The organism is Sphingobium sp. RAC03 (assembly GCF_001713415.1).
In the GTDB taxonomy this organism is placed as follows: Bacteria; Pseudomonadota; Alphaproteobacteria; order Sphingomonadales; family Sphingomonadaceae; genus Sphingobium.
The window spans coordinates 1,300,387-1,312,915 of record NZ_CP016456.1 but is presented as its reverse complement, the minus strand read 5'-3'; the positions used below and the strand labels follow the sequence as shown (position 1 = coordinate 1,312,915).

At 63.3% G+C, this 12,529-nt stretch carries 14 protein-coding genes; 11 read left to right on the top strand and 3 right to left on the bottom strand.

The window, feature by feature from the left end:
• Positions 1-12: 12 nt before the first annotated feature.
• The 3 genes from secY to BSY17_RS10880 all read left to right on the top strand — a co-directional run bounded on the left by secY (position 13) and on the right by BSY17_RS10880 (position 3,336).
• Entirely contained in the window at positions 13-1,362 is a 1,350-nt protein-coding gene (gene secY / locus BSY17_RS10890) for a preprotein translocase subunit SecY (RefSeq protein ID WP_037472381.1), read from the top strand.
• A gap of 44 nt (positions 1,363-1,406) precedes the next feature.
• A complete protein-coding gene (locus tag BSY17_RS10885) occupies positions 1,407-2,063 on the top strand; it encodes an adenylate kinase (protein ID WP_037472553.1) in 657 nt (218 codons plus the stop codon).
• A gap of 241 nt (positions 2,064-2,304) precedes the next feature.
• A complete protein-coding gene (locus BSY17_RS10880) occupies positions 2,305-3,336 on the top strand; it encodes an acyltransferase family protein (protein ID WP_150125779.1) in 1,032 nt (343 codons plus the stop codon).
• A gap of 52 nt (positions 3,337-3,388) precedes the next feature.
• Here BSY17_RS10880 and BSY17_RS10875 read toward each other — a convergent pair whose 3' ends face one another.
• The gene (locus tag BSY17_RS10875) at positions 3,389-4,159 is read right to left on the bottom strand and encodes a CsgG/HfaB family protein (protein ID WP_069065532.1); all 771 of its coding nucleotides are present in this window, start codon (positions 4,157-4,159) and stop codon (positions 3,389-3,391) included.
• A gap of 185 nt (positions 4,160-4,344) precedes the next feature.
• Here BSY17_RS10875 and lepA point away from each other — a divergent pair, with 185 nt between their 5' ends.
• The 3 genes from lepA to BSY17_RS10860 are packed head-to-tail and all read left to right on the top strand — an operon-like array spanning position 4,345 to position 6,988.
• Complete coding sequence (gene lepA / locus BSY17_RS10870) at positions 4,345-6,153, top strand: translation elongation factor 4 (protein ID WP_069065531.1); 1,809 nt, start codon at positions 4,345-4,347, stop codon at positions 6,151-6,153.
• The gene (locus BSY17_RS10865) at positions 6,150-6,458 is read left to right on the top strand and encodes an alkylphosphonate utilization protein (protein ID WP_069065530.1); all 309 of its coding nucleotides are present in this window, start codon (positions 6,150-6,152) and stop codon (positions 6,456-6,458) included. Before lepA ends, BSY17_RS10865 begins: the two co-directional genes overlap by 4 nt.
• Positions 6,455-6,988: a hypothetical protein gene (locus BSY17_RS10860; protein ID WP_237236518.1), complete on the top strand. Its 534-nt coding sequence runs from the start codon at positions 6,455-6,457 to the stop codon at positions 6,986-6,988. The genes BSY17_RS10865 and BSY17_RS10860 overlap by 4 nt, the downstream gene beginning before the upstream one ends.
• Here the strand turns inward: BSY17_RS10860 and BSY17_RS10855 are convergent.
• Both BSY17_RS10855 and BSY17_RS10850 read right to left on the bottom strand, forming a co-directional pair.
• Positions 6,953-7,723 carry an EAL domain-containing protein gene (locus BSY17_RS10855; RefSeq protein WP_083217195.1) on the bottom strand — a complete coding sequence of 257 codons (771 nt, stop codon included), beginning with the start codon at positions 7,721-7,723 and terminating at the stop codon, positions 6,953-6,955. The two genes, BSY17_RS10860 and BSY17_RS10855, sit on opposite strands and share 36 nt — an antisense overlap.
• A 122-nt stretch (positions 7,724-7,845) precedes the next feature.
• Positions 7,846-8,394, bottom strand: a complete 549-nt coding sequence (locus tag BSY17_RS10850; RefSeq protein WP_069065528.1) for a nuclease — start codon at positions 8,392-8,394, stop codon at positions 7,846-7,848.
• Between the two features lie 131 nt (positions 8,395-8,525).
• On the opposite strand from BSY17_RS10850, the gene BSY17_RS10845 reads away from it, so the two are divergent.
• The 5 genes from BSY17_RS10845 to BSY17_RS10825 all read left to right on the top strand — a co-directional run bounded on the left by BSY17_RS10845 (position 8,526) and on the right by BSY17_RS10825 (position 12,519).
• Entirely contained in the window at positions 8,526-8,912 is a 387-nt protein-coding gene (locus BSY17_RS10845) for a PH domain-containing protein (RefSeq protein ID WP_069065527.1), read from the top strand.
• Between the two features lie 172 nt (positions 8,913-9,084).
• Entirely contained in the window at positions 9,085-9,768 is a 684-nt protein-coding gene (locus BSY17_RS10840) for a hypothetical protein (RefSeq protein WP_171899289.1), read from the top strand.
• Between the two features lie 42 nt (positions 9,769-9,810).
• Entirely contained in the window at positions 9,811-10,962 is a 1,152-nt protein-coding gene (locus tag BSY17_RS10835) for a cupin domain-containing protein (RefSeq protein ID WP_069065525.1), read from the top strand.
• 5 nt (positions 10,963-10,967) lie between these two features.
• Positions 10,968-11,510, top strand: coding sequence for a pseudouridine synthase (locus tag BSY17_RS10830; protein ID WP_069066910.1), 543 nt, complete (start codon positions 10,968-10,970; stop codon positions 11,508-11,510).
• Between the two features lie 64 nt (positions 11,511-11,574).
• Positions 11,575-12,519, top strand: coding sequence for an L-lactate dehydrogenase (locus BSY17_RS10825; RefSeq protein ID WP_069065524.1), 945 nt, complete (start codon positions 11,575-11,577; stop codon positions 12,517-12,519).
• The last annotated feature ends 10 nt before the right edge of the window (positions 12,520-12,529 follow it).

The following is a 12,529-nucleotide window of genomic DNA, read 5'->3' as shown; positions in this document are numbered from 1 at the left end:
AGGGCAGCCACCATGGCATCGAGAGCCGACCAGCTCGCATCCAATCTGAGCCTCGCGAAATTCAGCAAGGCCACCGACCTCAAGAAGCGCTTGTGGTTTACGCTCGGCGCATTGATCGTGTTCCGATTCCTCAGCTTCGTGCCGATGCCCGGCATCGATCCGACGGCTTTGGCCGGCGCGGTGCAGAATACGCGCGGCGGCGTTCTCGACATCTTCAACACCTTTTCGGGCGGTGCGCTGGAGCGTGCGAGCCTGATTGCGCTCGGCATCATGCCCTACATCACCGCGTCGATCGTGGTGCAGTTGGCCTCCTCGCTCTCGCCAAAGCTGGCGGCGATCAAGAAGGAAGGCGAAAGCGGCCGCAAGCGGCTCAACCAATATACCCGCTACGGCACGGTGTTCCTGGCTGCGGTACAGGGTTATTTCGCGGCGGTCGGCTATGAGACGCAGGGCGCGGCCGTGGTCGATCCCGGCATGGTGTTCCGTGTGTCGGCGGTCGTGTCGCTGATCGGCGGCACCATGTTCCTGATGTGGCTCGGCGAACAGATCACCTCGCGCGGCATCGGCAATGGCGTGTCGCTCATCATCATGGCGGGCATCGTTGCGCAGTTGCCGGTGACGTTGAGCAACCTGTTCAAGTCCGGCAGCGAAGGCACGATCTCTGGCCTGCTCATCTTCCTCGTGATGGTCATGGCGATCGGCCTCATCCTGCTGATCTGCTTCATGGAGCGGGCGCAGCGCCGGGTGCTGATCCAATATCCCAAGCGTCAGACCCGTCAGGGATTGATGCAGGCGGACCGCAGCCATCTGCCGCTCAAGGTCAACACCGCAGGCGTCATTCCGCCGATCTTCGCCTCGTCGCTGCTGCTGATGCCGCTGACCATCTCGCAGTTTGCGGGCCAGACGGTCGCAGGCGAAAGCCGGTGGGGCGATTTCGTCCTGACGCTCAACCAATATCTCTCGCACGGCAGCCCGGTCTATATGGGGCTTTATGGCCTGGGCATCGTCTTCTTCTGCTTCTTCTACACCGCTGTGGTGTTCAACCCGGAAGAGACGGCCGACAATCTCAAGCGCAATGGCGGCTTCATTCCCGGCATCCGTCCGGGCAAGAATACCGAACATTATCTGGATTATGTGCTGACGCGCATCACCGTGATCGGGGCCGCCTATCTGGCGTTCATCTGTCTGGTGCCGGAATTTGCCATCGCCAGGGCGGGAATTCCCTTCTACCTTGGTGGGACTAGCTTGTTGATCGTGGTCAATGTTACGGTCGATACCGTGACCCAGATTCAGAGCCACCTGCTCGCCCATCAATATGGCGATCTGATCAAGAAGGCGAAGCTCAAGGGCCGCCTGCGCTAAACGCGGCCCGGACGCTGGGCGCACAATAGGGGAGAATGCGCGCGATGAACATCATTCTGCTTGGCCCTCCGGGAGCTGGCAAGGGGACGCAGGCCAGTCGCCTGGTCGAGGACCGCGGTATGGTGCAACTGTCCACCGGCGACATGCTGCGCGCGGCCGTCAAGGCGGGCACGCCCGTCGGGCTGCAGGCCAAGGCGCTGATGGAAGCGGGTGCGCTCGTGCCCGACGATGTCGTATCCGGCATCATCGGCGAAGCACTGGATGCGCTTGCCGCTGATACCGGCGTTATTTTCGACGGCTATCCGCGCACTGAGGCGCAGGCCCATTCGCTCGATGTCCTGCTCGATGGACGCGGTCGCTCACTCGATCATGTGATCGAACTCGACGTCAATGAGGATGCGCTGGTCGAACGGATCACCGGTCGCTTCACCTGTGCCAATTGCGGCGCTGGCTATCATGATGTCTTCAAGCTGCCCAAGGTCGAGGGCGAATGCGACAAGTGCCAGAGCCACGAGTTCAAGCGCCGTCCCGACGACAATGAGGAAACGGTGCGCACCCGCATGGCCGAATATCGCGCGAAGACCGCACCCATCCTGCCCATCTATGAAGCGCGCGCGATCGTGTCGCGCGTCGACGGCATGGCCGACATGGATGATGTGACCAGCGCCATCGCGGCGATTCTGGACGGCGACGCCGCCTGATATAGCGCGCTACGGAAAAAAATGACCGACAGGGGCGGGTATGGCGGTGGCCATGCCTGCCCCTTTTGGCTTCATGGTGTCGATGACGAGGGTGTGGTGTACCATCCACCCATGGCCGTTAAGCATATTTGCCTTAACGCAACGCGATGCAGCAAAAGACCAGCAATAAAAATCAGGCTTTCATGGGCCGATTAACCACGATCTTGCCAGATTTATGTCTCCTATGTTGCTATAGCGGGCTGTGACTGGATCATCCCCCAAACGCGCACGGTTAACGGAACTGGATGCGCTGCGTGGCATAGGCGCGCTGTGCGTGCTGATCTTCCATTATTCCACGCGCTTCCACGAACTCTTCCCCCAGGCATCGCATGTGCCGTTCAGTTTCCCCGGCGGCAATTATCGGGTGCTGCTGTTCTTCACTATTTCGGGCTTTGCGATCTTCTTCACGCTCGATCGGATCGGGTCGGTCGCCGACTTCGTGGTCAATCGCTTCGCCCGGCTCTATCCCGCCTATCTGGTGGCGATGCTGGTGACGCTGTCGATCGAATATCTCGCCCATGCGACGCAGCTTCTGATCGGACCCGGCGCGATCCTCGCCAATTTCACCATGTTGCAGGGCTTTGCCTTCCTGCCCGAAGTGGATGGCGCCTATTGGACGTTGACGGTGGAGATCGCCTTCTACGCCTGCATGATCGGCCTGTGGAAATTCGCGGGTTTGAAGCATCTGGAGCCGCTGCTCCTGCTATGGCTGGGCGTCCGCTGGCTCTACGCCTTATGGCCCGACATGCCGGAGCGGATCATCATGCTACTGGTGCTGCGCTATCTGCCCTTCTTCGTCATCGGCATGCTGTCCTACCGTGTCTGGGCGGGACGGCGCAGTTGGCGGCAGCAGGCACCCTATGCTGCGCTAGCGCTGGCGTCGGTCGCGACGATGGAGACATGGGACGTGACCATCGTCGCCTGCATCCTGCTGGCGTCCTTTGCGGCGCTGATCGCGGGGCGGCTGCATATATTGCGCATCCGCCCGCTCATCTGGCTCGGCGGGATCAGCTATTCCTTCTACCTCATCCACCAGCATGTCGGTTTCGTCGTCATGCTGGAACTGGCCAAGGCAGGCTATAGCCCCTGGATCGGCTTCTTCGCCGCCTTCGCGGTCGCATTGACACTCGGCACGCTGATCAACCGCGTGGTGGAGCGACCAGCCGGAGAAGCGATATTGGCCTGGTGGAAGCGGCGGCGTGCGCTCCAGCCAGCCGCCGTGCAACCGGCATGAAAAAGGCGGCGCTGGCCCATCCAGCGCCGCCCCTTCGACTAACCCGTTCGACTTACTGCGCGACGGGCGCGGCGGCCGCGGCATTTTCCGGCAGGCCGCCCATCTGCGTCACCATCTTGGTATAGGCGTCCAGATAGGCGAGCACGATGACCTGGCCGATGTCGGTATTTTGATAACCGCCACCGCCGACCGCCGCCAGGCCGCCCATCCAGCCCAGGCCGCCACCGCCGCCGAAGCTCAGGTCCGACTTGCGGAAATAGCCCTCTGCCATCACTTCTTCTTCTGTCGTGCGCGCGTTGACGACGGAGAGCATGACATTGGCCTCGCTCTTCTTGACCGAAATGCCGCCCAGCAGGGCCCCGCCGATGCGGCCGCCCAGCATCCCGCCCAACATGCCGCCCAGCGCGTTGCCGCCGCTATTTTTGTTGGTGGTAACGATGTCGGGCTGGATGAAATAATCCGCCGCCTTCACCTGCCCCCGGCCCAGGTTCGACCCAGCCTGCAACTCGCCGGAATCCGCCATGGCGCGTTCCAGATTGCGGCTGGCCATCGACCGGCCGCGATTGACCAGGCCGAAACAGCCCGATTGCTGCACGAACAATTTGATGATCGCTTCGGGGCTGCCCAGGCTCAATTCCCGCCACCACTGATTGTCCGGCTCGACGATCGCCGCCGTGCCGATGCGCTTGGTGCAGCGGGGAATTTCCATCTGTTTCTTGGTTTGGGCCTGGCGGCCGGACGACCCCTTGTCCTTGGCCATGGCTTGCGGGACGACCAGGGCAAGGCAGGCCGTCGCCGCGGTCAGCATTTTCAATAGACGCATTATCAGAACCCCGTTTGTTGCTTGCTTTGAAACTGTGCAGGCGACCCTGATATTTTGCGACCAGCCTATCACAGCCGCCTTGGCCTTCCAAGCATGGGTACGCAGGCGTAACACTCTTTGTCATCCATCACGCCGCCCCTCGTGATCCTACTGACAGCGCGTGCAATCGCTGCTATCGGGCGGCGATGACCGAGCTTTCGCATATCCGTAACTTTTCCATCATCGCCCATATCGACCATGGCAAGTCGACCCTGGCCGACCGTCTCATCCAACGCACCGGCGGCCTGACCGACCGTGAGATGAGTGCGCAAGTCCTTGATAATATGGATATCGAAAAGGAGCGCGGCATCACGATCAAGGCGCAGACGGTGCGCCTGGATTATGTTGCCAAGGATGGCCAGACCTATGAGCTGAACCTGATGGACACGCCGGGGCATGTCGATTTCGCCTATGAGGTGTCGCGTTCGCTTGCCGCATGTGAAGGGGCGCTGCTGGTCGTGGACGCTGCGCAGGGCGTGGAAGCGCAGACGCTGGCCAATGTCTATCAGTCGATCGAGCATGATCATGAGATCGTGCCGGTCCTCAACAAGATCGACCTGCCCGCCGCCGAACCCGAAAAGGTGCGCAAGGAAATCGAGGACGTCATCGGCCTCGACGCCTCCGAAGCCGTGCTGGCGAGCGCTAAATCCGGCATCGGCATCGACGAAATCCTCGAAGCCATCGTCAAGAAAATCCCGCCGCCCAAGGGTGACCGCAACGCCCCGCTCGAAGCGATGCTGGTCGATAGCTGGTACGACCCCTATCTCGGCGTCGTCATCCTGGTCCGCGTCGTCAATGGCGTGATCAAGAAGGGCCAGGCGATCAAGTTCATGATCGGCGGCACCGAACATCTGATCGACCGGGTGGGCTGCATGCGCCCCAAGATCGAGCAACTGCCCGAACTGGCGGCGGGCGAGATTGGCTTCATCACCGCGCAGATCAAGGAAATCGCGCAGACCCGCGTCGGCGACACCATCACCACGGTCAAGAATGGCGCGACCAAGCCGCTGCCGGGCTTCAAGGAAGTCCAGCCGGTGGTGTTCTGCGGCCTGTTCCCTGTGGACGCCAACGACTTCGACAAGCTGCGCGACTCGATCAGCAAGCTGCGCCTGAACGACGCCAGCTTCTCCTTCGAAATGGAAAGCAGCGCGGCGCTCGGCTTCGGCTTCCGCTGCGGTTTCCTGGGGCTGCTCCATCTGGAGATCATCCAGGAGCGGCTGACGCGCGAATATGATCTCGACCTCATCACCACCGCGCCGTCGGTGGTGTATAAAATCCAGCTGACCTATGGCGCGGGCGAGATCGAGCTGCACAATCCCGCCGACATGCCCGACCCGACCAAGATCGACGAGATCGAGGAGCCGTGGATCGAGGCGATCATCTATTGCCCCGACGAATATCTCGGCTCGATCCTGAAACTCTGCCAGGACCGGCGTGGCATTCAGAAGAACCTGACCTATGTCGGCGGCCGCGCGCAGGTGACCTATGAACTGCCACTCAACGAAGTGGTGTTCGACTTCTACGATCGCCTGAAATCGATCAGCCGTGGCTATGCCAGCTTCGACTATCATCAGATCGGCTATCGGACAGGTGATCTGGTCAAGATGAGCATCATGGTCAATGCCGAACCCGTCGATGCGCTCAGCATGATCGTCCATCGCGGCACCGCCGAATCGCGCGGACGCGGCATGTGCGAACGGCTCAAGGATCTGATCCCCCGCCATTTGTTCAAGATCCCGATCCAGGCGGCGATCGGCGGCAAGGTGATTGCGCGCGAGACCATCGCGGCGATGCGCAAGGACGTCACCGCCAAATGCTATGGCGGCGACATCAGCCGCAAGAAGAAGCTGCTCGACAAGCAGAAGGAAGGCAAGAAGCGGATGCGCGAATATGGCAGCGTCCAGATTCCGCAGGAAGCCTTCATCGCCGCGCTGCGTATGGGGGATGAGAATTGAGCGGGTCCGACGAAGATTATGTGTTCGACGAAGCGTCGGGCGAGTGGGTGCCTGCGTCGCAATTGACTGTGGCAGGCGATGCCGCCGACACGGTTGAAGTGCGCGACGCGGTGGGCAATTTGCTGGCCGATGGCGATCAGGTGACGCTGATCAAGGATCTGGTGGTCAAGGGTGCCGGGCAGACGTTGAAGCGCGGCACGCTGATCAAATCGATCCGCCTGACCGGCGACGCGCAGGAAATCGATTGCCGCCATGACGGGATCAAGGGCCTGGTGCTGCGCGCGGAGTTCGTGAAAAAGCGATGAGCGGCGCGCCTGTCCGTCCCGCGTCGCTGGCGCAGATGGTGCCGATCGCGGGGCAGGTGGCACGGATCGAGCGGGCGGCGGCGTTCCTGGCCAATGGCATGTCGCTCGGCCGTTGCCCGGATGCGGCCGATGACCGACGCCGCGCCATGCCCGCCAAGATGATCGGCAATGGCCTGCGCGAACTCGACTTGTTCCTGACCGACCTGATCGCCGAAGCGCGACGGATCGACCGGCTGGGGGCGGGGGCAGGGGATGACCCCGGCGTGCGGCCTGGCAGCCGCCTTTCCAGCGCAGCCGAGGCCTGGCATCGGGCCGGGCCGCAATTGGGACTGAAGGACGAGGGGCGCATGGTGCTGCGCGGCCTGCGCGCGGCGCAAAATCGCCTCTGTTTTGGCCGGTTGCGCCGGGCCGACAGCGAAGCGTCGATGCAGCGGGCCTGCGCCGACTATGCGCGGTTGGCGGGCGATGTGCTGGCGGCGGTGCAAGCGCGCCGTTCAGGCGACGGCGGCGTAGCGGTCGCGGCTGGGTAACGTCACGTTCGGTAGGTTTTTGAAGCCGGGCCGGGCCAGCAGATAGCCCTGAATATAGCGCACCCCCATCTTGCACAGGGCGTCATATTCACCGACCGTCTCGATCCCTTCAGCAATGACGATGATGCTCAGCGATTGGGCGATGCGCAGCACGCCCTCCACGATCATCCGGCGCGGCAGGCTGGTGTCGAGACCCCGGATCAGGTCCATGTCGAGCTTGATATAGTCGGTCTGGAATTTGGCCAGCAGCCCCAGACCCGCATGGCCCGCCCCGAAATCGTCGATCGCGGTGCCGAACCCCATTTTGCGGTAGGAATCGATGATGGTCCCGACATGGTCGGAATCGACCATCTCCTCATTTTCGGTGAATTCGAAGATCAGGCGCTCGGTCGGAAATCCGGTCTTCTGCGCGGTTTTCAGGGTCAACTGGATGCAGGCCACGGGTGAATAGACGGCATTGGGCAGGAAATTGATCGACAGCTTCGCGTCAGTATCAAGAATGCCTGCCGCGACAGCGCCCTCGATCGCCGCCACGCGACATTGCTGGTCGAACGCATAGCGATTCTCCGGCGTGACTTCCGCCATGACCTCGCCTGCGCCTTCGCCATTGGGGCCGCGCACCAGTGCTTCGAACGCGAAAGGCCGTCCCGTCTGGATGTCGACAATGGGTTGGAAGGCCATTGCGATGTCGAATTGATGGGCTTGCGACCGGCAGCCCTGGCATCCTGTCTGCACCAAACGTCCTCCTACAACTGAAGGCGTAACCCGGCAGATGCTAACAGCCTGTAAACCCTGCAACTCGTGAGGCCGCTTTTGCGACGGACCGAGTGGGAAGGGGGATATGGCCTATGTCAGCGTCAGGCCGCGCACCAGTCGATCGGCGCGGCGGACCAGGGACTGGCATGACCCTTGAGGATCATGATCTCGCCCAGCGATACTTCGTCGCGGCTCAGTCTGCGCGCGGCAGGGTCGGCGTCGGTGGGGTCTGGCTTGGCGTCGAATCGGCCGCCGTTGAGCAGGGCGAGCAACGCCATCCGGCCCCGCTGCGCTTTTTCCGCTTCTTCCGGGCAATGGGCACCATCTTCGGCGGGCACGCGGATGTCGGACAGGCGATAGCGGCGACCTTCATAGGCGTAGCTGTTGGCAGTCAACACGCAGGCCTCGCCGTTCGGGTCGTCGCAGGCGGTAAAGGACGCGCTGATGCTGGTCGGCGTGTCGCCTGCTGCGCCCTTGCCGCCTCCCGGCAAAGCGTCCTTGAGCAGAAAAACGGCAAGCCCGGCGATGGCGAACGCGACGAGCAGCAGTCGCACCGGCACGATCCGGGCGGGCCGCTCCTGCTTCTCATGCAGCCAGCGGCGGTCCCTGTCCGGGCTGCGATCCTCGATATCGTACAGATTGCGCGCCATGGCCGCTCCTACCTTCCGACATCCTCTAGCAGGATGCGGACGAATATTTGGTTAACCAAAGCATTGGCGCGGTGCTTGACGGCGCGGGGACGGCATGGTCAAACCGCGCCGGTTCACACGCAGGAGGCGGCATGAGCGACACCTGGCTGTATGACGAAAACCCCGCCATGTTTCGGGCGCATCCGCTGCTGTTCACGCTGCTGCTGCTATCGGTGGTTGGCATCCTGGTGATCGCTGTCTGGTGGGTCATGCACAAGGGCGAGCGGCTGGCCTTGTCCGAGCGCGAAGTGCTGCTCGAACGCGGGCTGCTGTCCAAACAGCGGACCGAAGTGGCGCTTGGCAGCATCCGCAGCGTGCGGATCACGCAAAGCCTGGGCCAACGCCTCTTCGACGTCGGCCATGTCGAGATGTTCAGTGCCGGTGACGTAGCGGAAATCGCGATCAAGAACATGCCCCGCCCCGGCCGTATCCGGGCGCTGGCGGCCGCCCGCAACCTCGACCTTTTGCCGCAGCGCTAGGGCATATTGCACGCCGCGCTTGACTTGCGCGCAAATATTCCAACGATAGCAACCACAAGGGAGCCGCATCAGAGCATCCCCGCAGGCAGGATGGACGCCAGAAAGGACCGCCGGTCGCATCATGCGGCACGGCGCTCATAAAGGGGTGCTCTGCATGGTAGGCCTGCGCGTGATGCCTTCATTGCCGGATTTGACCGCCGAGCAGCGCGCGGACATCCGCCAGGCGTGCGGATTTGCCTGCGTGCGCTGCGGCGTCACCCTCTATCGCTATCTGGGATTGCCCGACGGGCCGGGTGCCACCTTGCTATGCCCGACCTGCCACGGCCTGGTCGAGGAAGGGAGGCTGACCCCGACCCAGGTCCATAGTTTCCACGCCAATCCCGTGGTGCGCCAGCGGCATTTCGCACGCGACCGGCTGCCTTTTTCCTCCGAATTGCCCCACCTGATCGTCGGCGGATCACGGGTGCTGCGCGATACCCCGATCCCGATCACGCTGGAGGGCGAACCGATCCTGATCTTCGCCCCGCCCCGCCGGATCAATGGCGCGACTCGGATCAGCGTGCGTCTGGGCGGGCCGGATGGCGAGCCGGTGCAGGTGATTGACGGCAATGAATGGCTGCCGACCGATGGCAGTTGGCACTTCCTGCTGCGCGGCGATCGCTATTCGATGATGGCTGCGCGGGGCGACGGTCTGGCCGTGCTGCGTATCGTGACCCGCAATCGGATCGCGGTTGAGCATCTGCGCACGACGATCAAGGGACGGCGGCTGGAAGTGACGCCCGACTGGCTGGAAATTGACGGCAAACGCTATATCGACCGGATCGGCAGCGGCACGCTCATCGGGCTGGAACTGTGATCGCGCTTTGACAGGCGAGCGCCCAACCGGCAGGGCGGGATCATGCAATTTGCCCATTTCGATATCGACCATTTCCTGCGCACCCATTGGCAGAAGACACCGGCCCTGATCCGCAATCCGTGGACGGCGTGGCGCAATCCGCTGGAGCCGGACGAACTGGCGGGCCTGGCCTGCGAGGAGGGCGTCGAATCGCGCCTCGTCATGGCCGCGGGCGACCGGCTGGCGATGGAGAGCGGGCCACTGCCCGAAACCCGCTTCGGCGATCTGGGGCGTGACCGCTGGACCTTGCTGGTGCAGGCGGTGGACCAGCATGTGCCCGACGTCGCGGCGCTGATCGACCCCTTCCGCTTCGTGCCCGACTGGCGGATCGATGATGTGATGGTCAGCTATGCCAGCGATGGCGGCGGCGTGGGCGCGCATTTCGACCAATATGACGTGTTTCTGGTGCAGGGCCTGGGCCGCAGGCGCTGGCGGGTCGGGCCGCGCTGCGACAGCGCGACGCCACTCTTGCCGCATGACGACCTGCGCCTGATCGCCGACTTCGAGGCGACCGACGAATGGGTGCTGGAACCGGGCGATATCCTCTATGTCCCGCCCTGCTTCGCGCATGATGGCGTCGCGGTAGGCGATGACTGCATGACCTATTCGATCGGCTTTCGCGCACCATCGCGCGCCGAACTGGTCGAACATTGGAGCGAACATCTGGTCGATGCCTTGCCCGACGAGGATCGCTATGCCGACCCGGATCTGGTGCGGCAGGACCATCCCGGCGAAATCGCCGCCTCGGCGATCGACCGGCTGCACGGGCTGGTGCTGGAAGCCCTGAGCGACCGGACGACCTTTGCCCGCTGGTTCGGCGCCTATAGCAGCCAGCCCAAATATGCCGACACCGATTGGCAACCCGAAGAACCCGCTGACGTCAACATGGCCCGCGCACTGATCGCGGCGCAAGTGCCGCTGTGCCGCAATCCCGCCAGCCGCTTCGCCTTCATGGCGCAGGCGGACGACGCCGTGACCCTGTTCGTGGACGGGCAGAGTTTCGATTGCGTCGGGGATGGCGCGCTACTGGCGCGTGCCTTGTGCGGCCGGGGCGATCTGATGGTCGATCCCGCATTGGCCGGGTCCGACACGGCGCTGACGCTGATCGCGGCGCTGATCGACCAGGGCAGCGTTGCCTTTGACGAGGGGGAATGACGACGATGACGCTGATCCTGTTCAACAAACCCTTCAATGTCCTGTGTCAGTTCACCCCGGAGCCGAACGGCCCGGAGCGCCCTACGCTCAAGGATTATATCGACGTGCCGGGCGTCTATCCCGCCGGGCGGCTGGACACGGACAGCGAAGGGCTGTTGCTGCTGACCGACGACGGGCGGTTGCAGGCGCGGATCGCCGACCCGCGCTTCAAGATGCCCAAAACCTATCTGGCGCAGGTAGAGGGCGAGCCTGACGAAGCGGCGCTCGACACGCTGCGGCGCGGGGTGACGCTCAAGGACGGGCGGACATTGCCGGCCGAGGTCGAGCGGATCGATGACCCAGCGCTGTGGCCGCGCGATCCGCCGGTGCGCTTCCGCAAGACCGTCACCGATTGCTGGATCAGCCTCACCATCCGCGAGGGCAAGAATCGACAGGTGCGGCGCATGACTGCGGCGGTGGGGCATCCGACGCTGCGCCTGGTGCGCTGGCGGATCGGGGACTGGACACTGGAGGGCGTGGAGCCCGGAACATGGCGGGACGCGGGCTAAGCCTGTAGGATGCCTACGGTGCGTAGGCACCGATATTCACCCTCTTAACCGAACAGGATTATGCATGGGGCAGGATCAGGGGCGCGTCGCGATCATCGGCGCTGGCCATGTCGGCGCGACCACGGCCTATGCGCTGATGCTGCGCGCCTTGTTTCGGGAAATCATCCTGATCGACAATGATGCTGCGCTTGCGGCGGCGGAGGCGGCCGACATTACCGACGCTGGCGGACTGGCGCGTCCCGCGATCGTGCGGGCGGGCGACTATCAGGATGCCGCATCGGCGCGGATCGTCATCCTGACGGCCGGGGCTGCGACCAAGGGCGACGAAAGCCGACTGTCGGTTGCTGGGCGCAGCGCCGATATCGTGCGCAGTTGCGTGGGCCAGTTGATGGCGGCCGGTTTCGACGGCATCATCCTGGTCGCGGCCAACCCTGTCGATGTCATGACGATGGTTGCGCAGCAGGAAAGCGCGCTGCCCCATGCGCGCGTGATCGGCACGGGCACCTTGCTGGATTCCAATCGCCTGCGCGCGCTCCTCGCCCGGCAGTTGGCGATCGCCCCGGCCTCCATCGACGCCATGATCCTGGGGGAGCATGGCGACACATCCTTTGCCGCGTTGTCGATCGCGACGGTCGGCGGCACCCCGATCGCTCGATTTGCGGCGGATGCGGGGCCCATCGCACCGGAATCCCTGAACCAGCAGGTTCGCCAGGCGGCCTATCGGATCATCGAGGGCAAGGGCCATACGTCGTTCGGAATCGGAACCGCGATCGTGCGGATTTGCGAAGCCATCGTCCGCAATGAACATGTGATCTTGCCCGTATCCGCGCATCTGACGGGGCAGTTCGGTATCGACAACCTCTATCTAAGCCTGCCCTGCATATTGGGTGCCGGGGGTGTCGAGCGTGTCCTGACGCCCGACCTGGACGGCGCAGAGATTGCCGCCTTCCGACAATCGGCTGCCGCTGTCGGTGCTGTGCTCAAGACAGTGGGGACGGGGTCGAAATAAGAACCGGGCG